Origin of the sequence: Pseudomonas sp. M30-35, from assembly GCF_002163625.1 — a bacterium.
GTDB lineage: Bacteria > Pseudomonadota > Gammaproteobacteria > Pseudomonadales > Pseudomonadaceae > Aquipseudomonas.
The window spans coordinates 4,779,833-4,802,792 of sequence record NZ_CP020892.1; the positions used below are offsets into that span (position 1 = coordinate 4,779,833).

Sequence of the window (22,960 nt, forward strand, 5' to 3'; positions counted from 1 at the left end):
GACGATCGGTCGTCCACAGCCCAGACCTCAGTTCATGCAGGCAGCTAGCCGCCGGGGGTGAAGTGTTTTTGCGCAGTACCGCGGGCAATAAGTCGCGACAAGTAGTCGAGCTTTTGCGGGTCACTGTCAACAAAGCGCAGGGTCAGTTGCAACCATTCGCTGTCAGGTTTCGGCTCAAACGCCGCAACCGCATGCAAATAACCATTGAGCCGGGCAACCTCTGAGCTATCACCCTGCTCCAGGTCAAGCACAGCGCTTTCCAGCACTTGCGGCAATAGTTGCCCGCGCTTGACCAGCAACTGCGCTTCTTTGAGGCTTAGCGCCTTGATCGCACAGGGCATGCTGCCACCCGGTAAACGCAAGCTGCCCTGCCCTCGACCAGAAGGTGCTGCTGCGGGTTTGGCGGTCGGTGTCGGTGCTGCAAATCCAGGGGCAGGAGCCACTGGCTGGCTAGGTTTGATCACCTCAGCCTTACCACCGGTCAAGGCCGATAAAGAGTCATTGGCGAATGCATTGCTGGCAGGTTTTTGGCTCGGAGCGAAGGCCTCAAGCTTGCCGGCGCGATGCAGGGCTTTTTTGACCTTGGTGACCAATTGTTCGTTGGAGAATGGTTTGCCGATGAAATCTGACACCCCAGCCTGAATGGCCTGAACCACGTTTTCTTTATCACCACGGCTGGTGACCATGATAAACGGTGTGGTCTTCAAGCTATCTTGCTCACGACACCAAGTGAGCAATTCAAGCCCGGACATTTCTGGCATTTCCCAGTCGCACAGAATCAAATCAATCGTCTGTTTGCTCAGCAATTGCAGCGCTTTACGACCGTTCACAGCCTCTTCAATCTGCACACCGGGAAAGTGATCGCGCAGACCTTTTTTGACTAAATCACGAATAAAACTTGCATCATCCACAATCAAAACACGGACTTTACTCATCAACCACCCCTCATCTACCGTACCTAGCATAGTCCGGGTGGATGGCTAAAGGCCAACAGACAATTACTCTGCGGCCATCAGCGCGAGTAAAGCGGACTACTTATCTTTACCTGTGCCTTCTACTTCTTCCTGCATGCGCTTGAGGCCGATGTGCTTAACGTCAGTGCCGCGTACGAGGTAGATAACCAGCTCAGCGATGTTACGGGCGTGGTCGCCAATCCGCTCCAGCGAACGCAAGGCCCAGATGATGTTCAGAACGCGGGCGATTGAGCGCGGGTCTTCCATCATGTAAGTCACCAGCTCACGCAATGCGGTTTTGTATTCGCGATCGACCGTTTTGTCGTACTGCGCCACAGACAGAGCCAGATCCGCGTCGAAGCGAGCAAAGGCATCAAGCGCCTCCTGCACCATCTTGCGTACCTGACCGCCGATGTGACGTACTTCGACGTAACCGCGCGGCGCTTCGCCTTCCTCACATAGAAGAATGGCGCGCTTGGCGATTTTGGTCGCCTCATCACCGATACGCTCCAGGTCGATGACCGACTTGGAGATGCTGATGATCAAACGCAGGTCAGAAGCAGCCGGCTGACGACGAGCCAGAATGCGCACGCACTCTTCGTCGATGTTGCGCTCCATCTGATTGATCTGGTCATCGATTTCGCGCACTTGTTGAGCCAGACCAGAGTCGGCTTCAATCAGCGAGTTGACCGCATCATTGACTTGCTTCTCAACCAAACCGCCCATCGCCAAAAGGTGGCTGCGCACCTCTTCCAACTCGGCATTGAACTGCTGAGAAATGTGATGAGTAAGACTGTCTTTATTAATCATGCTCAAGCCCTTGCGACGCGAAATTAGTTAAATACAAAAAACGGGTTACTGACTGCCTGGCGCTCTTAACCCAGACATTCTGTAGGTACCGGCCCTTGCAAGGTGGCGCTGAGCAAGAAGGCGGTCCGCAGACAGTACGAGTAGTACGGCAAGGCCCGCCGGCGCAGTTCAGCGTCACCAGGCATGGCCGGAGCGATCAACCGTAGCGACCGGTGATGTAATCCTCAGTCTGCTTCTTGTCTGGGTTAGTGAACAGCGTATCGGTGTCGCCGTACTCGATCAGTTTGCCCATGTACATAAACGCGGTGTAGTCGGAAACCCGCGCTGCTTGCTGCATGTTGTGGGTCACGATAACGATGGTGTATTTGGATTTCAGCTCGTAGATCAGCTCTTCGACTTTCAGCGTCGAGATCGGATCGAGTGCCGAACATGGCTCATCCAACAACAAGACTTCTGGTTGCACCGCTACGGTACGCGCAATCACCAGACGTTGCTGCTGACCGCCGGACATTCCCAGCGCGGACTCGTGCAGACGGTCTTTGACCTCATCCCACAGGGCTGCACTTTTCAGAGCCCACTCAACGGTCTCATCAAGCACGCGCTTCTGGTTCACCCCTTGAATACGCAGGCCGTAAACCACGTTTTCATAAATGCTTTTAGGGAATGGGTTTGGCTTCTGAAACACCATGCCAACGCGACGACGCAAGTCAGCGACATCTTCGCCTTTGCGGTAGATGTTGGTGCCATCAAGGTTCACTTCACCCTCAACACGGCAGCCATCAACCAAATCATTCATCCGGTTGAAGGTACGCAGCAGTGTCGATTTACCGCAACCAGACGGCCCAATAAATGCGGTAACGCGCTGCTTGGGGATGTTCATTTTGACATCGAACAGTGCTTGTTTTTCACCGTAGTACAGGTTCAAACCCGGTACATGGATGGCGGTGGTTTCTTTGTTCAAATCTAAGCTTTGCTTTTCACGGCCAAGAGCTGAGATGTCGATACCGTGTGTCGTTCCGTGCTGCATGGGATGCTCCCTACGCTAACAATTTGTTGATCGGGGCTGCACACAGCGGCGCAGCCCACCAAAATTCTTAATGATCCAGCGCTTTGTACTTCTCGCGCAGATTGTTACGAATAAACACTGCACTGAGGTTAAGCAAGGCAATTACCAGCACCAGCAACAACGCTGTGGCATAGACTAGCGGTCGCGCTGCCTCAACGTTAGGGCTTTGGAAGCCGACGTCGTAGATGTGGAAGCCCAGGTGCATGATCTTCTGATCCAAGTGCAAGTACGGGTAGTTGCCATCAAGCGGCAGTGCTGGCGCCAACTTAACCACACCGACCAACATCAGCGGCGCAACTTCGCCCGCTGCACGCGCCACCGCCAGAATCAAACCGGTCATCATTGCCGGGCTGGCCATTGGCAGCACCACTTTCCACAAGGTTTCGGCTTTGGTGGCGCCGAGCGCCAGAGAGCCTTCACGCAATGCAAGCGGGATACGCGCCAAGCCTTCCTCAGTCGCGACGATCACCACCGGCACCGCAAGGATAGCCAGGGTCAGCGAAGCCCAGAGCAAACCAGGCGTACCAAAGGTTGGCGCTGGAGCCGCTTCCGGGAAGAACATCGAGTCAATCGATCCGCCCAGTACGTAGACGAAAAACCCCAAGCCAAACACCCCGTATACAATCGCGGGAACCCCGGCCAGATTGTTCACCGCAATCCGAATGATGCGAGTCATCGGTCCTTGTTTAGCGTACTCCCGCAGGTAGATAGCGGCCAGTACACCAAACGGCGTAACAATCACCGCCATGATCAGGGTCATCATCACGGTGCCGAAGATAGCCGGGAAAATACCGCCCTCGGTGTTGGCTTCACGTGGGTCTTCGCTGAGAAATTCCCATATTTTGGCGAAGTAGAAACCAAGCTTTTCAGTCGTTCCCATGGCATTCGGCATGTATGCGCGAACCACAGTACCCAAGCTCATTTCTTTCTCTGTGCCGTCTACCGTCTTCAGAGTCACGCTGTCACGATTGAACTGATCGTGCAGGTCAGTCAACTGTGCTTCCAGTACTTTGTATTCGGCATCCCACTGCGCACGCTCAGCATCGAGGTCGGCTTGGGCGGCGGGAGTCAACTCATTGTTCAGTTCCAGCTTGCGTTTTTCAAGGCGCAAGCCTTCAAGACCGTAGTTGATCCGGCCAATGTCTTTTTTCTGCAGCTTCGAGATTTTGCTGTGTAACTCGTCGATCCGGTCAATTCGCTTTTGCAGCTCATCCCAGGCTGCATCGCCCTCAGCGACCTGTTTACCGCTTTCTTTAACGTTAACCAAGTAACCGTAGAAATTGCCCCACTCGCGACGCTCCACCGCCACGATGTCTTCCGGCGTGCTGGCATCTTTCATCCACTCATCGACGACCCAGCTGAAGTCCGCACCGTTAATGTCACGGTTACCGACTTTGAACAGCTCGCGGGTCATGAACTCGCCGCCCTGCACATCAACAGGCAAGCCTGCAGAGGCCAAACGTGCACGCGTTACTTGTTCGGCCTGAACCAGTTCACCCGCCATCACGCGCGGTGCTTCGCCCGGCACTTGATAGGAGGCTTGAATCACATCAGCTGGCCAAAAGTGCGCCAGGCCGCGGGTAGCGATTACGGCGAGCAGACCGATGGTCATGATCACGGCAATCGATACACCGCTGGCGGTCATCCAGACCCAGGGTGAACCACTCTGGAACCAGGATTTGAGGTTTTGCTTTTTCACGTTCACGGACGTCTACCTTCCTGAGTCTTAGAGCGAGGCGTATTTCTTACGCAGGCGGGTTCGAATGACTTCTGCCAACGTGTTCATCACGAAGGTAAAGCTCAACAACACCAGCGCAGAGAGAAACAAAATTCGGTAATGGCTACTGCCAACTTCCGATTCAGGCATCTCAACCGCAACGTTGGCGGCAAGGGTGCGCAGACCCTCAAAAATGTTCATGTCCATGATTGGCGTATTACCGGTGGCCATCAGTACGATCATGGTTTCACCTACTGCACGCCCCATGCCGATCATCAATGCCGAGAAAATGCCCGGGCTAGCGGTCAAAATCACCACCCGAGTCAGGGTCTGCCAAGGTGTTGCACCCAGCGCCAACGAGCCAAATGTCAGGCTCTTAGGCACGCTGAACACAGCGTCTTCAGCAATCGAGTAGATGTTGGGGATAACTGCAAAGCCCATCGCCAAACCCACGACCAAGGCGTTGCGCTGATCGAAGGCGATGCCTAGATCGTTGCTCAACCAGGAGCGCATGTCGCCGCCGAAGAACCAGTTCTCCATGTACCCGCTCATCGACAATGAAACCGTGCCGATTAGCAGAATCACCGGAATCAGCAGCGCAGCTTCCCAACCATCCGGCACCACAAGACGAATGCGCTCAGGTAAACGGCTCCACAGATAGGCGGCGACGAGCACCCCTATCGGTGTCAGCAGTAGCAAGCTGAATATTCCGGGTAGATGCCCCTCGACATAAGGTGCGAGAAACAGCCCGGCAAAGAAGCCAAGGATTACCGTAGGCAACGCTTCCATCAACTCGATAACCGGTTTGATCTTGCCGCGCATGGCCGGGGCCATGAAGTAGGCGGTGTAGATTGCCGCACATATAGCCAACGGCGCCGCCAACAGCATGGCGTAGAACGCTGCTTTAAGCGTACCGAAGGTCAGGGGCGCCAAGCTCAGCTTTGGTTCAAAGTCGCTGTTGGCTGAGGTCGACTGCCAAATGTACTTGGGCTCGTCGTAGCTCTCGTACCAGACCTTACCCCACAGCGAGCTCCAGGAAACTTCTGGGTGCGAGTTATCGACCGTGTAGGTTTGCAGTTGGCCACTGGACTCAATCAGTACGCGGCTGGCCCGTGGTGACAATGCAGCAACGCTGGCGCCCTTTGCCACGGGGTCAATCAGCAGTGTGCGATGCGCCGTGCTGTGGAACAGGCCGAGGTTGCCTTGGCTGTCCATGGCCATAAAGCCCTTGCGGCGCTCCTCAGGCATAAACTGGGTAATCGGGCTGTCCTTCATCTGGAAGCCACGAATATGGGTCAAGGCTGACTTGCCGTCGTTGTCACGCACCATAAACCACTGGGCGATACCGCCTTTGCTATCACCAATCAATAGCGAGATGCCGCCCAGCAATGGGCTAACGGCCGTCACTTCGGCATCGCCTTTAAGCAGCGTATACCGACCGTTCAAGGACTTGCTACGCAGGTCGAAAACATCGGCGGTGGCTTTGCCGTTGAAGACATACAGCCATTGTTGACGCGGGTCGATAATCATCGCCTTGATCGGCTCGGCGATCTGCGGCAAATCCACTACCTTCTGTTCTTGGCTGGTTTCGCCGGTGAACTGATTTTCTTCATTGACGATCGACAGCACGTGCAACTCAGTGCCTGTCGAGCCGGTGAGCAGCACATTATCGCCATTTACGCTCATTGCCACATGCTCAAGCGCACGAGCTTGAGGATCTAGCTTGATCGGCTCTTCACCAAACGGGTACTGAATGACCGGGGTGATGGTTTTGACGTTGTTCGGGTAGGTAACCGCATAGTTTTGCTTGAATACCAACACGCTACCGTCAGACAGGCCGACTACAGTGCGGCGGCTGCCTGGTTGGTCTTCACTGAATGAAGAGATGGTTGCGCCGGCCGGAATTGGCAGATCGATGCTGGTCAGCAGGGAGCCGTCTTTGAGCTTAAAGAACTGCACATGGCCCTTGCTGTTTAAACGCATCGCGACCCTGTTCTGCTCCTCAACCGCGAGCATCAATGCATCGCCTTGATCTGCAAGCCATGCTGGCTGCTGGGCTTTATGTGCGGTGAGATCAGCCCCGGAGAAAATCGGCATCACCACGTAGGCAAGGTAGAAGAAAATCAGGGTGATTGTCGCCAGCACCGCCAGCCCGCCAATCGACACGTACCACCGCGCCATACGGTCTTTGAGCGCACGATTACGGCGCTTACGCAGCAAGACGGGCGTATTGAAGTCGATTCGTTGGCTGCTATCGGTAGATGTGTTCATGAATTCATTGGCCAAGTCGTTCATTCGAGGATCTCTGGGCGGTTGTGTACGCGCGCCATGAGTCAGCGGAGGCACAAATCTAACGGTCTTTTATGACAGATAGGTTACAGCCCGATGACGCGACAACGCCCGCGCTCAATTCTGAGCGCGGGCGTCGGTACATCAGATCATTTCACGCAACCAGGAACTGCTTAGAGCTGCAGTTCCTTCATGGTTTTCTCAACCACTTTGGCTGGCAGTGGGATGTAACCATCCTTGACTACAACTTCTTGACCCTGCTTAGACAGAACCATTTTCAGGAACTGAGCGTCGAGCGGGCTCAACGGCTTGTTCGGCGCCTTGTTTACGTAAACGTAGAGGAAGCGCGACAGTGGGTACTTACCTGACAGAGCGTTGCTTTCAGTTGCTTCTTCAGCCTTACCTTCCTTGTCGACCAGGGCGACAGCGCGAACGCTGGAAGTTTTATAGCCAATGCCCGAGTAACCGATGGCATTAACAGTGCTGGAGATCGACTGAACCACCGAGGCAGAACCTGGTTGTTCGTTAACGTTTGAACGGAAGTCACCTTTGCACAGTGCTTCTTCTTTGAAGTAACCGTAAGTACCGGATACTGAGTTACGACCAAACAATTGGATCGGCTTAGCAGCCCAATCACCGGTCATACCTGCGTCACCCCAGGTTGTGATGTCTTTGGCTTCGCCACACAGGCGAGTCGCCGAGAAGATCGCATCAACTTGAGCCATGGTCAGGCTTTTGATCGGGTTATCTTTGTGTACGAACACTGCCAGGGCATCGATAGCAACTGGGACTGCGGTCGGCTTGTAGCCGTATTTTTCTTCGAATGCTTGCAGCTCGGCATCTTTCATCTTACGGCTCATCGGGCCGAGGTTAGAAGTGCCTTCAGTCAATGCAGGTGGCGCAGTAGAAGAGCCAGCAGCCTGAATCTGAATGTTTACGTTCGGGTAGAACTTTTTGTAGTTCTCAGCCCAAAGGGTCATCAGGTTAGCAAGGGTGTCAGAGCCTACGCTCGACAGGTTACCGGATACACCGGAGGTTTTTTCATAGGTCGGCAGAGCCGGGTCGATAGCGGCTACCGCGGTGGCGGCTGTAACGCCAGCGGCGACAAAAGTCATGGCCGCCATCAAACGCTTGAGTTTCATGCTTTGCTCCTAGCTGAATTGTAGTGTTGGATGGAACGGGCCCAAGTATCCGCAGGCCGTATGACCAATCTATGAAAACAATGTGACAGTTAGATGACGTCTGCCACTAATTTGCCTGTACGGCGAAAAATAGTTATATCTGCGTAGTCTGTAGGTTATTGATGGCTGCGGTCGCCCAGCGACCGCTCAGTCGGTATACTCGCCCTGCGCTCATCTGCAGCGCTCCATAACAACAACTGCGCCGCGAGCTGTTACGTCTATGAATGACTTCGAACAGGATGACCCAATCCCGCAAGGTGATTTAGCGCTGCAAATCACTGCATTGCCCCGTGAAACCAATGGTTTTGGTGATATTTACGGTGGCTGGCTAGTATCACAAATGGATCTGGCGGGCACTGCCATGGCGAGCAAAGTCGCTGGCGGACGCGTGGCCACCGTTGCCGTTGACCGCATGGCCTTTATGGTCCCGGTTGCAGTTGGCGCGCAGTTATCGTTCTACACTCAGGAACTTGAGATCGGCCGCAGCTCGATTCAGATGTTGGTCGAAGTCTGGAGCGATGACCCACTCTCCAGTGAATGGCGCAAGGTCACCGAAGCTGTCTTCGTCTTTGTCGCAATTGATGGCAGCGGGCGAACCCGTCCAGTGCCGCCAAGACGCTAAGGTTGAGGGAACTCAGCCTTAGCGCAGCAAATCGCAGATAAAAAAACACCGGCTCAGTTGCCGGCGTTTTTATTTGCGCTACAAACAGCCTCGCGATTAACCGCGGATGTTGTAGATATCCTTCTCGTTCGACTCGGCATACTCATAAAGACGCTCGAGGTATGCCTTCTGCTGCGCCCATACCTTGGTCGCGGCAGGATCGGCTGCAGCACTGGCATCAACCACTTCAGCCGCGATGCCTTTAAGCTTGGCCAACACATCATCAGGCAGACGACGAACATCAACGCCTTCTTTCTTCAGCTGTTCCATGGCCTCCATGTTGCGAGCGTTGTAGTCGTCAAGCATGTCAGCGTTGATATCACGCGCGGCGGCACGAACGATGGCTTGCAGGTCCGCTGGCAAGGTTTCCCATGCTTTGATGTTGATATCGAGCTCAAACGTTACGTTCGGCTCCTGCCAACCTGGGGTGTAATAGTATTTAGCGGCTTTTTGTAAGCCCAGTGCTTGGTCGTTGTATGGACCAATCCACTCGGTAGCATCAATTGCACCGGTTTGCAGTGCGGTGAAAATTTCCCCGGCAGGCATGTTGACCACGGTGCCGCCCATTTTGGTCAGTACTTCACCGCCCAGGCCCGGCGTACGCATTTTCAGGCCCTTGAAGTCATCAACCGAGTTGATTTCCTTGTTGAACCAGCCAGCAGTCTGCACGCCAGTTGCGCCGCAAGCCATTGGTAACACGCCAAACGGCTTGTATACCTCTTCCCACAATTCAAGACCGCCACCTCTGTGCAACCAGGCGTTCATTTCTTGCGCGTTAGGACCAAATGGCAGGGCACAGAAGAACTGCGCAGCCGGCACTTTGCCTTTCCAGTAGTAAGGGGCGCCGTGGCCCATTTCGGCAGTCCCGCGCGAAACCGCGTCGAATACCTCTAGCGCAGGAACCAGTTCACCGGCGGCATATACTTTTACGGTCAGACGGCCTTTACTCATTTCATTAACGAGTTTGGCGAAATTTTCTGCACCAACGCCAACGCCAGGAAAGTTTTTCGGCCATGAAGTGACCATTTTCCAGTGGAACGTTTCACCGCCACCGCCCTCTTCAGGCTTGGCAGCGCTACCCGCAGCGACTTCTTTACTGCAATCAGCTTCTTTGTTACAGCCCGCCAACGCAGTGGCGGCAAGGCCTACACCAGCTGCAGCGAGAATTTGACGACGTTTCATGCAATGCTCCTTATTGTTGTATTGGTCTTACCACAGGATCACTGTCAGCAGACCGCGCTTGAGTAACATAGGGCGAAGTGACTCTCAAGCCTAGTAGATACGACTAAAGTTGTAGTGCCATTGCTGCATGACCACGAGCTGCCTAGAATCACCGGCCTGCCCGCATACTCACCCATAACGATAAGGACTCACCATGTCCGACAAGCCTCCCCTTTTGCTCCACCTTGCGCGCATTATCGATGCGCTGAACAAACGCTTTGGTCAGGCCTGTGCCTGGCTAACCGCCTTTCTGGTCCTCGGAACCGCCATTGTAGTCATCCTACGCTACGGCTTCGGGATCGGCGCCACAGGCTTGCAAGAAGCTGTCTTATATGCCCATGCCCTGGTCTTTATGGGCGCAGCTGCCTGGGCGCTGCAACGCAATGCACATGTACGCGTAGATATCTTTTACCAGAAATTCAGCGGCAAACGCCAAGCTCTGGTGGATATTCTCGGGACGCTGCTATTCCTGTTGCCACTTTGCCTGTTTCTGGGCTGGAGCAGCTGGGACTACGTGGCCAACTCCTGGGCCACGAAAGAGGCCTCAAGTGAGTCTGGCGGCCTGCACTTCGTCTACTTACAAAAAAGCATCATTCTAGTTTTGGTTGCGGGTCTGGTTCTGCAAGGAATCTCCGACATCATTAAAGCTTTCTACATGCTCGCCGGTCGTTTGCCCGAGCCGGAGGTGAAGCATGGTTGAATTAATGCCGATTTTGCTGTTTATCTGCATCTGTATCGCCTTGATGGCCGGTTATCCGGTCGCGTTTACCCTAGGCGGCGTGTCACTGCTGTTCGCCGGGATTGGTATCGTCACCGGCACCTTCGATGCCACCTACCTCAGCGCATTACCCAACCGTTTATTCGGCATCATGAACAACCAGACGATGCTGGCGGTGCCGCTATTCGTGTTTATGGGGGTAATGCTGGAGAAATCCCGCGTTGCCGAAGACTTGCTCGAATCCATGTCGCGGTTGTTCGGCACTCTTCGCGGCGGCCTGGCGATTTCAGTCTGCGTGGTGGGGGCATTACTCGCCGCCAGTACCGGGATTGTCGGCGCGACTGTCGTCACCATGGGCTTGCTTGCACTGCCAACCATGTTGCGTCGTGGCTATGACCCTGCAATTGCGACCGGCACATTGGCCGCAACCGGCACTCTGGGGCAGATCATCCCACCTTCAATCGTCTTGGTTCTGCTCGGGGACGTAATGTCCAGCGCCTACCAACAGGCGCAATTGAAGATGGGCATCTTCTCGCCAAAGACGGTATCGGTCGGTGACTTGTTCGTCGGTGCATTCCTGCCCGGCATGTTGCTGGTGGGCCTGTACATCCTCTACATCATCGGCGTAGCGATATTCCAACCGAAGAAGTTGCCAGCCCTGCCACAAGAAGAGCTTGGCCCAATTGAGTGGGGCAAGCTGGCAAACGCCCTGATTCCGCCGCTGATCCTGATTGCCGCGGTACTCGGTTCGATTCTCGCCGGTTACGCAACACCGACTGAAGCGGCGGCACTGGGCGCATTGGGTGCGATGATTCTGGCGATGCTAAAACGCAAGCTCAACTTCAGGCAGTTGAAAGAAGTCGCTTACGGCACCACTGAAATCAGTGCCATGGTGTTCATGATTCTGATTGGTGCCTCACTGTTCTCGCTGGTATTCCGTGGCTTTGGTGGTGAAGTACTGATCGAGGAGGTCTTCGCTCAACTACCGGGCGGTGTGCTCGGCGCATTCTTCCTGGTAATGGTGGTGATCTTCTTCCTCGGCTTCATTCTCGACTTCATCGAGATCACCTTTGTGGTGGTGCCGATTGTTGGCCCGGTATTGCTGGCAATGGGTCTGGACCCAATATGGCTGGGGGTAATGATCGCACTCAACCTGCAGACCTCGTTCCTCACACCACCGTTCGGTTTTGCGCTGTTTTACTTGCGCGGGGTTACACCGGCATCCGTTGCAACCAGCACCATCTACAAAGGTGTGCTGCCGTTCATTCTGATTCAGATTATCTTGCTGGTCATTGCGTATATCTACCCGGGGCTGATCACTTGGCTACCGGAGCAGGTCTACGGCAACTAACGCGGCACCGCTTGGTCAAAACGCCCGTACTTGTTACGGGCGTTTTGCATTAAGGGTTGCCTGGCCGCGCTCCACTCTCAACATTTACCGCAGGAAAGCTGATGAGCATAGCAAGCGTTGAACCTACAAAATCAGGGTCCCTGGACTGTTGGAGCTTGAGCTTCAACAACAGCAAACTGCTGATAGCTGAGCAAGGTGCACAAATCCTCAGCTATACCCATGACGATGAACCGCCGATCATCTGGCTCAGCCAACAAGCCGAGCTTGAGCCCGGCACTAGCGTGCGCGGTGGCGTGCCCGTGTGCTGGCCGTGGTTCGGTGACTTGCTACGCAACCCACAAACCGTTCAAGCCATGTACCAGCAGCCGCACCAGGCACCTGCACACGGCCTTGTGCGCAGCATTGATTGGTCATTGGTAGGTGTTGAGCAGCAAGAGCAAGCAGTCGCCATCACCTTTAGCTACAACACCCTTGAACAGCCGCTAGAGCACTGGCCACATGCTGCCGAATTAACCTTGCGCGTGCGCCTTGGTGAACGCCTGAGCATTAGCCTGATGTGCCGCAACCTTAGCCAGCAACCCTTGGTCTTCAGCCAGGCGCTGCACAGCTATTTCGCCGTCAGTGATATCAAGCAGGTGAGCGTTGAAGGTCTACAGGATTGCGACTACATCGAGACCTTGGAGGATTGGCAAACGCGCACACAATCCGGGGCATTGCACTTCAGCGGTGAGACTGACCGAATCTATCTGAAGCCAGCGGCCAAACTACAGATTATTGACCCACTTTGGCAGCGCACAATCAACCTGCTCAGCAGTGGCTCACAATCCGCTGTGGTCTGGAACCCTTGGGTAGCCAAAGCTCAGCGCTTATCGCAATTCGACAGCGCGGCCTGGCAACAAATGCTTTGCATCGAGCACGCCAACGTTCTTGATGACGTGGTAACGCTAGCGCCTGCGGCCGAACATGAGTTGTACATCGATATTTGGGTTGAGAAACCAACCACCAATCAAACGCTAGTATGAAGTAACTATTCTATTAATATATCTGCAATAGCAAAAATCTAGTTTTGCGTGTCTGTGGATTCCAACAGACACGCTATTTGATCCGCCAATACAAAATCCTATTTGTGACACACCCCTACTTTAGTATTAGGACTGTTTCACAGAATTAAACATCCATAAAATGGATAAAGCCCTGATATTAAATGGCTATAAGTGCCTGATAGCGCGGTGATACCACAAAGACAGTACAAAGTTCAGAACTGTAGTACCAATTAAACATCACAGTGATATATTGCCTATCGAAAGCAAGGCCGATAGGATGCGGGCCTCAGAGACGTTTGCGCAACTTATTGCACATAGAAAGTGCGCAAAAAGTTGCGCACTTTCTATGTAGGCTTACATTCACAAACGTGAACTAAGCTACATATTTTTGTCCGCCATATTATACCGAGTCAGGGAATGACCTATTCAAGTCCGTTGTCTGCACGCTACTTCTCGCTTGCAAACAATCCCATATCAGCCGACAACTTTGCTGGCAGCGATATTCGCTATTCGACAGAGTACGAGCATCTCGAAAGCGAACTTCGCAAAGCAAATGCTTTACACGAAGTGGGCACGATTGACTGGCAAAAAGTACTCGAATCCAGTGAAGTAATTCTCACCAGCCACTCCAAAGATATCCGCGTGACGGCCTGGTTGATCTGGGCGCTTTACCAGCGTGAATCCTTCGCCGGGCTGCACGCTGGAATTGTGCTTTTGCACGCGCTTTGCACCCAGCATTGGGGCAAGCTTTACCCGCAAAAAGCACGCACTCGCGCCGCCGCAATAAGCTGGTTAACCCCGCGCCTGGAACAAGTTCTTGCAGAGCACGTCCCGGTTGGCGAGCGACTCGACCTGTTTGGTGATCTCGCGGCAAAACTGCGCGAGCTTGAAGGCTGCCTGTCCGAACAGCTTGGGGCTGACGCTCCCTTACTGCTGCCGCTGTGCAGACGTCTTGAAGAGCAGATCAAGCGCGCAAGCCAAAGCAAGCAGGATTCGAACAAGGGGGTTGCAGGCGCGATTGCCCAGGTTAAGCAAACTGCAAGCAACTTGCTGACCTCCGCCGCATCGGTTGATAGCGAAAAAGACGCACACAAGCAGTTGCGTAGCCTGCAAGACCAGTCGCGGCCTCTTTGTGCTTACTGGCTCAAGCAAAAAGTCAGTGATGTGCGCGCTTTGCGGCTGTCCAGAACCCTGCTGTGGCTACCTATCGACAGTTTGCCGGAACGCAACGCCGAGAAGGTTACGGGTTTACGCGGCCTGCCTGTGGATAAGTTAAAAAACTATCAGGAGCGTTATCAGCAAGGTCAATACGCCGACCTCTTGGTTGATCTTGAGACCAGTATTGCCAGAGCACCCTTCTGGCTCGATGGCCAGCACCTCGCTTGGCAATGCCTGCAAGGCCTGAATGCCGAAGCAGCAGCTCTCGAAATCGAAATCCAGTTGGCGTTATTCATGCAACGCATGAGTGGCCTTGAAGAGCTGCAGTTTCACGACGCTACACCGTTTGCGGACGAACAAACCCGAGCGTGGCTGAGCTCTCACGTACTGCCCCACGTAACGCCACAACAACCAGCCAGCGCGCCCGTGAGCAGCAGTGATGATAGCCAGCGGGCGTGGGATGAAGCCCTGCAAGAAGCGCTACCCGTATTGCGCAAAGAAGGCTTGAAGCCTGCCGTTCAGCTGATCAAAAAAGCCATGCAATCAGCTCGCGGCGGACGTGAGTCTTTTTTCTGGCAGTTGACCCTCGCTCGACTGTGTTTCACCGCCAAAAAGTATGAGCTGGCCAAGACCCAACTCGACACCCTTGACCAGATGATTCAAACCTCAGGCATCGCTGCCTGGGAACCCGATCTCGCCCTCGAAGTCCTGCACATGCTGCATAACTGCTGTGAGCTGTTACCGCAGAACCACTCTGTGCGCGAATACAAGGATGAGATCTACCGCAGGTTGTGCCACATCGATCTCGAAGTGGTGCTGGACTAGGCCCCCGGGCCATAACCGAACAGGAGAACTCCCATGGCCAAAGAAGGCTCAGTTGCACCTAAGGAACGGATTAACGTCACTTTCAAGCCCGCCACTGGCGACGCTCAAGAAGAAATTGAACTGCCGCTGAAGTTGATGGTGTTGGGTGATTTCACTCAGCGTCATGACGAACGCAAGATCGAAGATCGCAAGCCGGTCAGCATCGACAAAAATACCTTCGACGAAGTGCTCGAGAAGCAAGAGTTGAGTCTGACCTTCACCGTGCCAAACCGTCTGCAGGAAGACAGTGCCGACGAAGAGCTTGGCGTAAAGCTGAACATCAACTCAATGAAGGACTTCAACCCAGCCAACGTGGTTGAGCAAGTTCCAGAATTGAAGAAGCTGATGGAGCTGCGTGACGCCTTGGTCGCCCTCAAGGGCCCACTGGGCAACGCTCCAGCGTTCCGCAAAGCCATCGAAAGCGTGTTGGCTGACGATGACTCTCGTGACCGCGTACTCGGTGAACTCGGACTCGCTGCCCAAGGCAAGCTTGAATCCTGATCGCAATTAACAAGGAAGCTATTAGATGAGCACTAGCGCAGCAAAAGACACCGGCGGCCAAGCTACCGAAGTCGGTCTTCTGGACCAAATCATCGCTGAAACCCGGCTGACTCCAGACGACGAAGCCTATGACATCGCCAAACGTGGCGTGTCGGCGTTCATTGAAGAGTTACTCAAGCCGCAAAACCAAAATGAGCCCGTTAAAAAGGCCATGGTCGATCGCATGATCGCGGAAATCGACGCCAAGCTCAGCAGCCAGATGGATGAGATTCTGCATAACCAGAGCTTCCAGGCGCTGGAGTCTTCATGGCGCGGCCTGAAGCTATTGGTTGATCGCACCGACTTCCGCGAGAACACCAAGCTGGAGCTGATCAACGCTTCCAAGCAAGACTTGCTGGAAGACTTTGAAGACAGCCCAGAAATCGTTCAGTCGGGCTTGTACAAGCACGTCTACACCGCAGAATACGGTCAGTTCGGTGGCCAGCCAGTCGCGGCGATTATTGCTAACTACTTCTTCAACCCAAGCTCGCCAGACATCAAGACCATGCAGTACGTGGCAAGCGTGGCCTCGATGTCGCACGCGCCGTTCATTGCGGCTGCCGGTCCTAAATTCTTCGGCCTGGAAGCCTTCACTGGCTTGCCTGATCTGAAAGACCTCAAGGACCACTTCGAAGGCCCGCAATTTGCCAAATGGCAGAGCTTCCGCGAGCAAGAAGATGCGCGTTATGTCGGCCTGACTTTGCCGCGCTTCCTGCTGCGTAACCCGTACGACCCAGAAGAAAACCCGGTCAAAAGCTTCGTTTACAAAGAAAACGTCGCCAACAGCCACGAGCATTATCTGTGGGGCAACACCGCTTACACCTTTGCCAGCAAGCTGACCGACAGCTTCGCCAAATTCCGCTGGTGCCCGAACATCATCGGCCCACAAAGCGGCGGCGCGGTTGAAGACCTGCCATTGCACCACTTTGAAAGCATGGGCGAAATCGAAACCAAGATTCCAACTGAAGTGCTGGTTTCCGACCGCCGCGAGTACGAGCTGGCTGAAGAAGGCTTTATCGCCCTTACCATGCGTAAAGGCAGCGACAACGCCGCGTTTTTCTCGGCCAACTCAGCGCAGAAGCCGAAGTTCTTCGGCAACAGTGCAGAAGGTAAAAACGCAGAACTCAACTACAAGTTGGGCACTCAGCTGCCATACCTGTTCATCGTCAACCGCTTGGCGCACTACTTGAAAGTGCTGCAGCGCGAGCAGATCGGCTCGTGGAAAGAGCGCACCGACCTTGAGCTGGAACTGAACAAATGGATTCGTCAGTTCGTTGCCGACCAAGAAAACCCGAACGCTGAAATCCGTGGCCGTCGTCCGCTGCGCGCCGCTCAGGTTGTGGTTAGCGATGTTGAAGGCGAGCCTGGCTGGTACCGCGTCAGCCTGAATGTGCGTCCGCACTTCAAGTACATGGGTGCAGATTTCACCCTGTCGCTGGTTGGCAAGCTGGATAAGGAATAAGCACCCATGTCATACGGCAGTCTATTCGAACGCATAGGTGGTGAACTTGACCGACGCTCCAGCTGGACGCGTGAGGCAAGTGCCATGGCGTCGGTGGCTGCCCATTTGGCAAAAATGCTCAGCACCCGGGCCGGCAGCGTGCAAACGCTCGCCGACTACGGGTTGCCCGATCTCAACGATATGCGCTTGTCACTGCACGACTCGTTGCAGCAAGCGCGTATCGCTATCGAACGCTTTATCGAAGCGTACGAACCCCGTTTACGTGAGGTCAGGGTTGTGTCGATGCCACGCGACCAAAACCCACTAAACCTGGCCTTCACGATTGAAGGCCTGCTTGAAGTAGCCGGCATTAAACGCCGGGTAAGTTTCGCTGCCAGCTTGGACGGCAGTGGCCAAGTCACCGTTAACGCAGGAGAGCCCCGTGTCTGGTAAACCCGCCGCGCGAATCAGCGACATGACCGCCTGTTCAGGTCATAACAAAAACCCAATCGTAGAGGGTTCTTCAGACGTGCTTTTTGATGGGCTGGGAGCTGCCCGTCTCGGTGACAAAACCGCGTGCGACAGCGTGATCAGCAGCGCAGTGGTTGGCAACGTGCTAATCAACGGCAAGCCCGCAGCGGTACTCGGCTCCACAGCCAGCCATAACAACAACGCGATTGTTACTGGCTCCGGGACGGTGGTGATTGGTAATTCGCATACACCGGCTGAGTTTATCCCCTCACTAGGCGTATTTGATGAACAGTTCAAGATTATCGACAGTTCTGGCAAGCCACTAGCAAACGTTCCTTACCACATTAAAGAGCAATCAGGACGCACACATACCGGCATCTCTGATGCTACCGGTCATACGCCACGTATCACAACGAGCGCACAAGAGAATCTTGAAGTAACTACAGGCGTTGCAGCACTCGAGAAGTGGAGCCTTACGTGAACGATTATGTGAAAAACGCGCCAACCAACCAAGAACCCGGGTCTGTCAGTCAGATTCCGGGATACCTAATGCCTGCGCGAGCATTCTTCTATGTGGTAGTAGACGAAGTGGGGGCCGACGGCTTTTTGGTACGTAAAATTTACACACCTTCTACCAGTCCGTACTTGAAAGAGATGAATTTAGCACCGCTGCAGGAATTGTCTGAGCTCACACCAGAACGCTATGGAATGATGCCAAAAAATGCTGCGGCACCCTATTCAATAGCCGAACACGTTATGGGTGGGGGGCGTAATGTTTCATCTTATATATCAACCAGCTCAATTTTCCCGCAAGGTTCGCCGAGATTTGACGGTAGAAGTGTATTTATTGACATTAAAAAATCCAAAGCATCGGGCTTAAAACTTGTTTCAACTAGAGAAATCATTGATGAGCTTAATGCATATAAGACTCAGCATCCCCATCTAGAAAAGCGTGTTACACAAATCGCAAACTACGTAGAAAATATTGACAAAGAAGTTCTACTGCATGGAGAAAAAGTTCCTGCAAGCGCTATCTTCAATGAAGACTCTTTACGCAACACTCAATTATTAACAAGAACGGCCCGCGCGACCCAAGTATTGGGCATTGTTCTAACAGCTTACGATTTGAATAATGCAACACAGGAGTCAATTGCATTAGGCAGTGCAAAACCTATTGAAGCTGAACTAGTTCGCCAAGCTGGCGGCTGGGGTGCTGCATATGCGGGCGCTAAACTCGGCGGGGTGGTGGGCGCGGCAGTCGGTATCGAGACCGGGCCGGGGGCTATAATTACAGGACTTGTGGGTGGAATTGTAGGTGGAGTAGCAGGATACTTTGGAGCGGACTGGGTGGCGGATCATATTTATGAAAACTAAACATAATATCCCTGTTACCTATATGTGTGCTTGGAGCATATATGAAGTTAATTGATATGATCATAAACAAATTCCGCAAAACAAGTACGCTCAGAGACTTCGGTTGCTCGCATATGAATCCACTGATCGTTGACGGCTCTGAAAAACTCAATCCTTACCCCCGAAAAATATACTTAAGCGAAAGACAAGTATGCGCCTATTATATAGCTGCCGTATTACCAACTGAAGAACTTGAACGTCTTGAAACACTCATACTTGAAACAATAAACGTCAAACTTCCTCAAGACAACTCTATAGTCTCTAACATAGATAATGAGGCAGTCAGTGCTCATTGGCGCAATGAATTCAATGGTGTTCTAGTAGAACTTACAACTAACTCAAGACGCTTGATAAACGCCATCGATAAATTTGTCGGACCACCAATGCCTCCATGGATTACGTTTCCCCAACTGCAACCTATTGAAGCAGTTATGGCTAAGCAAGGCAGCCTTGAGTACTGGTGGGAGTGGGTGTGGATGCCATTTTGGAGTGGTTGCACACCAGCTGCGCGCCATGAGTTTTTACAGCAAACGGGAGCTAATAAAGAATGGCAGGAGCTCCTACTTGATTGTGACCAACCCAACTTTTAGTGCTATTTATCCAAACAATATCACCAACGAAACGGGCCTTTATCCCTGGCTCATGACTATTGCTCGAGAAACCTCACACCTGAATCTATCAAAACTTAGTAAGCACCCTACATTTTAACGACGCAAAGTACTGGACCATAAAGGGAGGTGGATCATGATGACCGGATTACATAGCAAACAAGAAATTATGTTCCGCGGCTTCTTTTTTGCCACAGCTTTAGTCTATGCAACGGTATTTGCTACGCAATCACTCACAGATAACACGGGGAGACCAAGCTGGGCACAGTATTTCATAGCATCCGATCTGTACCAGTCGCTGTTAACTTTTTGCATTCTCATGTTTATCCCCATGCTGTATGCGGCAGTTTATTACACGCTCAAAAGCATCAACCTAACACTGGAACAGCGTAGTTTTAATAAAAGCATTCACTCATTTGTTCTTCCGGCTTCAATAATCTCGGCGCTCTGTAGTTTTAACAAGCTGCTTTTTGGAAATATTCTCTAAATGCAAGAATTTCTAAACAGCTCCGTAAGTACATGCATGATCTGCATACTTTTATATTTACTACCACAGCACCCGTTGCGTGCTGTTTTTTACCTGCATTAGCTTCGGGTTAACGCTGTAGCAAATCGATTAATGCACGCCACTGAACAACGGTAATTTTTCATTAACCATGAAGTACTAAAGGATTGATCCGTGTCTTTTAACCACTACTACCAGAGCGAACTCACCGCCCTGCGCCAACTGGGCAAGCGATTTGCCGAGCGCAATCCGGCGCTGGCGCCGTTTCTTGGGCAGAGCGGTCGTGACCCGGATGTCGAGCGTTTGCTGGAAGGCTTTGCCTTTCTCACGGGGCGCTTGCGGCAAAAACTTGATGATGAGTTGCCAGAGCTCACTCACTCATTGATGTACTTGCTGTGGCCGAACTATATGCGCCCGTTGCCGGGTTTCAGCATGCTTCAGTTTGAACCGTTAAAGCGCTCGGGTGCCGCTCAGTTTGTGCCGCGTGATACGCCAGTTGAAGCAAAACCGATTGAGGGTGTGACCTGTCAGTTCCGCACCGCCTACGACACCGATGTATTGCCGCTGGCGATGAACGCTCTGCAGTACTCGGTCAAAGGGATGGGCGCGGTGCTCAGCCTGAAATTGCAGATGAGTGCCGACGGCAATATCGCTGATCTTAATCTGACCAAGCTGCGCCTACACCTCGCTGGCGAGCGTTACATCAGCCAGATGTTGTACCTCGGTCTGTTGCATCACTTGGGCAGCATCCAAGTGGTGTTGCTCGACGATAATGGCAAACCCATTCTGCGCGATGCCAGAGAAGTCGCCGTACCGAGCCTGAAGCTGAGCGCCAATCAGATTAAGCCGGTTGGTTTTGCCGAAGATCAGGCACTGATTCCCTATCCGCTGAATACCTTTCGCGGCTACCGCTACCTGCAAGAGTATTTCGCCTTCCAAGAGAAGTTCATGTTTGTCGATGTGCTCGGTTTGGATGGCTTGAAACAGGTTCCGCCGGAGGTCATGGAACAAGCTCGTGGCATCGAGTTGCGCTTTGATATCAACAAGGCGGGCGAGCAGCGAATCCGTCCAACGCTGGATAACGTACGGTTGTATTGCACCCCCGTGGTCAACTTGTTTGAGCACGACGCCACGCCGATTCGGCTCGATGGCAAACAAGATCGTTATTTACTGCTGCCAGCTGAACTAAGCGCCAAGCATTGCGGGGTGTTTTCAGTTGACCGTGTAACCGGCTGGAAACCCGGCGGCCAAGGCTATGAAGAGTACGTCCCCTTTGAGTCATTCGAGCACGACGCTAGTTTTGATGTCGGCACCGCACGCCCGCACTACAGCGTGCGCCAGGAAACATCCTTACTCAGAGAAGGCACCGACACCTGGCTCAGCTTCGGCCTGCGCGATCAAGCCGAGCACGAGACCTTATCGATTGATCTGACCTGCACCAACCAGAACCTGCCGAGCAAATTGGGCCTCGGTGATATCTGTGTGCCCAGCGAAAAAACCCCAGGTTTCCTGCTCTTTCGCAACATCAGCGCCGTCACCCCGAGTTACGCGCCGCCATTGAATCGCGACTTCCTGTGGAAGCTGATCTCCAACATGTCGCTCAATTACCTGTCGCTGGCCAACGTTGAAGCGCTGAAAGTCATTCTCGAAACCTACGATTTACCCCGCTACTACGACCAACACGCTGAAAAAGTCAGCAAACGCCTGCTCGATGGCTTGAAAAGCATTCGCCACACCCATGTCGACCGTTTGGAACGCGGGCTGCCGATACGCGGTGTACGCACCGAACTGACTATCGATCCAGACGGCTACATCGGTGAGGGCGATCTGTTTTTGTTCGCATCGGTACTTAATGAATTTTTCGCCCTTTATGCCAGCTTGAATTCTTACCACGAGCTGCGCGTGAACAGTACTCAGGGAGAGGTCTACACATGGACGCCACGCATGGGGCAACAACCCCTGCTATAAGCCGGCTTAGCCGGGGCATCCGCGAGTACAGCCTGTTTCAGGGTGTGCAGTTGGTGCTGAAACGATTGCAAGAAGCGCATCCCGAACTGGATGAGGAGTCTTTGCACCTGCATCTTGAGCTACAGGCAAACCCGAGTCTTGGTTTCCCTGGAAGCGACATCGAGCGCGTCGAATTCATCGAGGAAAACGGTGAGTTGCGAGCCCGTATGCGCATCAACCTGGTCAGCTTGATCGGCTCGGGTTCGCCGCTGCCTGCCTTTTATGGCGAACAGGCACTTGGTGACAGCGAAGATGGCAATCCAACCCGAGACTTTCTCGACCTGTTCAACAACCGTTTACAACGTTTGTTGCTGCCGGTTTGGCAAAAATACCGTTATCACTCGCGCTTCAAAACCGGTGCGCTGGACCCGTTATCACAACAACTGTTTTCGTTGATTGGTCTGCGCGGTGAAGAAATTCGAGCGACCTCAGAACTCAACTGGAAGCGCTTGCTCCCGTACCTCGGCCTGCTCAGCTTGCGCGCGCATTCGGCGGCGTTGATTGAGTCAGTTCTGCGTTACTACTTCAAGCACTCCGATGTGTACATAGAGCAGTTCATCGAACGCCGCGTCGAGATTCTCGCCGAGCAACGCAATCAGTTGGGTACCGCCAACAGCATGCTGGGTGAAAGCTTGGTGCTGGGCGGTTGGGTGCGCGACCGCGGTGGCAAATTCCGCGTGCACATTCGCGAACTGCAATGGGACATGTTCCAACAATTCCTACCCGTTGGCAGCGGCTACAACCCGCTTTGCGCACTGGTGCGCTTCACCCTGCGTGACCCAATGGATTACGACATTCGCCTGCAACTGCGCAAAGACCAGATCAAAGAACTACGCATTGGCAATGACAATTTCTGCCGACTCGGCTGGACCAGCTGGCTCGGCTGCGACAACGCCGATGGCATCGTCACGCTTGGCAAAAGAGCTCATTAAGGACAGATGAA

At 53.4% G+C, this 22,960-nt stretch carries 21 protein-coding genes; 14 read left to right on the forward strand and 7 right to left on the reverse strand.

Annotated features, from left to right (window positions below; translation table 11 throughout):
• Positions 1-44: 44 nt before the first annotated feature.
• The 6 genes from B9K09_RS21865 to B9K09_RS21890 all read right to left on the reverse strand — a co-directional run bounded on the left by B9K09_RS21865 (position 45) and on the right by B9K09_RS21890 (position 7,977).
• Positions 45-935 (reverse strand): response regulator, encoded by an 891-nt coding sequence (locus tag B9K09_RS21865; RefSeq protein WP_087518787.1) that lies wholly within the window; start codon positions 933-935, stop codon positions 45-47.
• A 96-nt stretch (positions 936-1,031) separates the two neighbouring features.
• Positions 1,032-1,763: a phosphate signaling complex protein PhoU gene (gene phoU / locus B9K09_RS21870; protein ID WP_087518788.1), complete on the reverse strand. Its 732-nt coding sequence runs from the start codon at positions 1,761-1,763 to the stop codon at positions 1,032-1,034.
• Positions 1,764-1,959: 196 nt separating this feature from the next.
• On the reverse strand, positions 1,960-2,790 hold the full coding sequence (gene pstB, locus B9K09_RS21875) for a phosphate ABC transporter ATP-binding protein PstB (RefSeq protein ID WP_087518789.1): 831 nt from the start codon (positions 2,788-2,790) through the stop codon (positions 1,960-1,962).
• Between the two features lie 67 nt (positions 2,791-2,857).
• Positions 2,858-4,474: a phosphate ABC transporter permease PstA gene (gene pstA / locus B9K09_RS21880; protein ID WP_371917475.1), complete on the reverse strand. Its 1,617-nt coding sequence runs from the start codon at positions 4,472-4,474 to the stop codon at positions 2,858-2,860.
• 81 nt (positions 4,475-4,555) lie between these two features.
• Positions 4,556-6,841, reverse strand: a complete 2,286-nt coding sequence (locus B9K09_RS21885; RefSeq protein WP_087518790.1) for an ABC transporter permease subunit — start codon at positions 6,839-6,841, stop codon at positions 4,556-4,558.
• Positions 6,842-7,008: 167 nt separating this feature from the next.
• The gene (locus tag B9K09_RS21890) at positions 7,009-7,977 is read right to left on the reverse strand and encodes a PstS family phosphate ABC transporter substrate-binding protein (RefSeq protein WP_087518791.1); all 969 of its coding nucleotides are present in this window, start codon (positions 7,975-7,977) and stop codon (positions 7,009-7,011) included.
• 259 nt (positions 7,978-8,236) lie between these two features.
• Between B9K09_RS21890 and B9K09_RS21895 the strand changes: the two genes are divergently transcribed.
• Positions 8,237-8,638, forward strand: a complete 402-nt coding sequence (locus tag B9K09_RS21895; protein WP_087518792.1) for an acyl-CoA thioesterase — start codon at positions 8,237-8,239, stop codon at positions 8,636-8,638.
• Between the two features lie 96 nt (positions 8,639-8,734).
• Here B9K09_RS21895 and B9K09_RS21900 read toward each other — a convergent pair whose 3' ends face one another.
• Positions 8,735-9,859, reverse strand: coding sequence for a TRAP transporter substrate-binding protein (locus B9K09_RS21900; RefSeq protein WP_087518793.1), 1,125 nt, complete (start codon positions 9,857-9,859; stop codon positions 8,735-8,737).
• A gap of 193 nt (positions 9,860-10,052) precedes the next feature.
• Between B9K09_RS21900 and B9K09_RS21905 the strand changes: the two genes are divergently transcribed.
• The 13 genes from B9K09_RS21905 (at position 10,053) to tssG (ending at position 22,949) form a co-directional block, all read left to right on the forward strand.
• Positions 10,053-10,598, forward strand: coding sequence for a TRAP transporter small permease subunit (locus B9K09_RS21905; RefSeq protein WP_087518794.1), 546 nt, complete (start codon positions 10,053-10,055; stop codon positions 10,596-10,598).
• Complete coding sequence (locus tag B9K09_RS21910) at positions 10,591-11,967, forward strand: TRAP transporter large permease subunit (RefSeq protein ID WP_087518795.1); 1,377 nt, start codon at positions 10,591-10,593, stop codon at positions 11,965-11,967. Before B9K09_RS21905 ends, B9K09_RS21910 begins: the two co-directional genes overlap by 8 nt.
• Before the next feature lie 101 nt (positions 11,968-12,068).
• Complete coding sequence (locus B9K09_RS21915) at positions 12,069-12,989, forward strand: D-hexose-6-phosphate mutarotase (RefSeq protein WP_087518796.1); 921 nt, start codon at positions 12,069-12,071, stop codon at positions 12,987-12,989.
• A 438-nt stretch (positions 12,990-13,427) separates the two neighbouring features.
• Entirely contained in the window at positions 13,428-14,993 is a 1,566-nt protein-coding gene (tssA, locus tag B9K09_RS21920; RefSeq protein WP_087518797.1) for a type VI secretion system protein TssA, read from the forward strand.
• A gap of 33 nt (positions 14,994-15,026) precedes the next feature.
• On the forward strand, positions 15,027-15,533 hold the full coding sequence (tssB, locus tag B9K09_RS21925) for a type VI secretion system contractile sheath small subunit (RefSeq protein ID WP_087518798.1): 507 nt from the start codon (positions 15,027-15,029) through the stop codon (positions 15,531-15,533).
• A gap of 25 nt (positions 15,534-15,558) precedes the next feature.
• A complete protein-coding gene (tssC, locus tag B9K09_RS21930) occupies positions 15,559-17,034 on the forward strand; it encodes a type VI secretion system contractile sheath large subunit (protein WP_087518799.1) in 1,476 nt (491 codons plus the stop codon).
• A 6-nt stretch (positions 17,035-17,040) separates the two neighbouring features.
• Positions 17,041-17,466 (forward strand): type VI secretion system baseplate subunit TssE, encoded by a 426-nt coding sequence (tssE, locus tag B9K09_RS21935; protein ID WP_087518800.1) that lies wholly within the window; start codon positions 17,041-17,043, stop codon positions 17,464-17,466.
• Positions 17,456-17,965 (forward strand): PAAR domain-containing protein, encoded by a 510-nt coding sequence (locus B9K09_RS21940; protein WP_087518801.1) that lies wholly within the window; start codon positions 17,456-17,458, stop codon positions 17,963-17,965. Before tssE ends, B9K09_RS21940 begins: the two co-directional genes overlap by 11 nt.
• On the forward strand, positions 17,962-18,858 hold the full coding sequence (locus tag B9K09_RS21945; protein ID WP_087518802.1) for a hypothetical protein: 897 nt from the start codon (positions 17,962-17,964) through the stop codon (positions 18,856-18,858). Before B9K09_RS21940 ends, B9K09_RS21945 begins: the two co-directional genes overlap by 4 nt.
• A gap of 41 nt (positions 18,859-18,899) precedes the next feature.
• Positions 18,900-19,487, forward strand: coding sequence for a hypothetical protein (locus B9K09_RS21950; RefSeq protein WP_087518803.1), 588 nt, complete (start codon positions 18,900-18,902; stop codon positions 19,485-19,487).
• A 154-nt stretch (positions 19,488-19,641) separates the two neighbouring features.
• A complete protein-coding gene (locus tag B9K09_RS21955) occupies positions 19,642-19,992 on the forward strand; it encodes a hypothetical protein (protein WP_087518804.1) in 351 nt (116 codons plus the stop codon).
• Between the two features lie 192 nt (positions 19,993-20,184).
• Positions 20,185-21,978 carry a type VI secretion system baseplate subunit TssF gene (gene tssF / locus B9K09_RS21960; RefSeq protein WP_087518805.1) on the forward strand — a complete coding sequence of 598 codons (1,794 nt, stop codon included), beginning with the start codon at positions 20,185-20,187 and terminating at the stop codon, positions 21,976-21,978.
• Positions 21,942-22,949, forward strand: coding sequence for a type VI secretion system baseplate subunit TssG (gene tssG / locus B9K09_RS21965; protein ID WP_087518806.1), 1,008 nt, complete (start codon positions 21,942-21,944; stop codon positions 22,947-22,949). The genes tssF and tssG overlap by 37 nt, the downstream gene beginning before the upstream one ends.
• Positions 22,950-22,960: the final 11 nt, after the last annotated feature.

Bases quoted from the DNA above. Each gene is read 5' to 3' on its own strand.
- B9K09_RS21865 (WP_087518787.1), bottom strand. From the start codon at position 935: ATGAGTAAAGTCCGTGTTTTGATTGTGGATGATGCAAGTTTTATTCGT.
- phoU (WP_087518788.1), bottom strand. From the start codon at position 1,763: ATGATTAATAAAGACAGTCTTACTCATCACATTTCTCAGCAGTTCAAT.
- pstB (WP_087518789.1), bottom strand. From the start codon at position 2,790: ATGCAGCACGGAACGACACACGGTATCGACATCTCAGCTCTTGGCCGT.
- pstA (WP_371917475.1), bottom strand. From the start codon at position 4,474: ATGACCGCCAGCGGTGTATCGATTGCCGTGATCATGACCATCGGTCTG.
- B9K09_RS21885 (WP_087518790.1), bottom strand. From the start codon at position 6,841: ATGAACGACTTGGCCAATGAATTCATGAACACATCTACCGATAGCAGC.
- B9K09_RS21890 (WP_087518791.1), bottom strand. From the start codon at position 7,977: ATGAAACTCAAGCGTTTGATGGCGGCCATGACTTTTGTCGCCGCTGGC.
- B9K09_RS21895 (WP_087518792.1), top strand. From the start codon at position 8,237: ATGAATGACTTCGAACAGGATGACCCAATCCCGCAAGGTGATTTAGCG.
- B9K09_RS21900 (WP_087518793.1), bottom strand. From the start codon at position 9,859: ATGAAACGTCGTCAAATTCTCGCTGCAGCTGGTGTAGGCCTTGCCGCC.
- B9K09_RS21905 (WP_087518794.1), top strand. From the start codon at position 10,053: ATGTCCGACAAGCCTCCCCTTTTGCTCCACCTTGCGCGCATTATCGAT.
- B9K09_RS21910 (WP_087518795.1), top strand. From the start codon at position 10,591: ATGGTTGAATTAATGCCGATTTTGCTGTTTATCTGCATCTGTATCGCC.
- B9K09_RS21915 (WP_087518796.1), top strand. From the start codon at position 12,069: ATGAGCATAGCAAGCGTTGAACCTACAAAATCAGGGTCCCTGGACTGT.
- tssA (WP_087518797.1), top strand. From the start codon at position 13,428: ATGACCTATTCAAGTCCGTTGTCTGCACGCTACTTCTCGCTTGCAAAC.
- tssB (WP_087518798.1), top strand. From the start codon at position 15,027: ATGGCCAAAGAAGGCTCAGTTGCACCTAAGGAACGGATTAACGTCACT.
- tssC (WP_087518799.1), top strand. From the start codon at position 15,559: ATGAGCACTAGCGCAGCAAAAGACACCGGCGGCCAAGCTACCGAAGTC.
- tssE (WP_087518800.1), top strand. From the start codon at position 17,041: ATGTCATACGGCAGTCTATTCGAACGCATAGGTGGTGAACTTGACCGA.
- B9K09_RS21950 (WP_087518803.1), top strand. From the start codon at position 18,900: ATGAAGTTAATTGATATGATCATAAACAAATTCCGCAAAACAAGTACG.
- B9K09_RS21955 (WP_087518804.1), top strand. From the start codon at position 19,642: ATGATGACCGGATTACATAGCAAACAAGAAATTATGTTCCGCGGCTTC.
- tssG (WP_087518806.1), top strand. From the start codon at position 21,942: ATGGACGCCACGCATGGGGCAACAACCCCTGCTATAAGCCGGCTTAGC.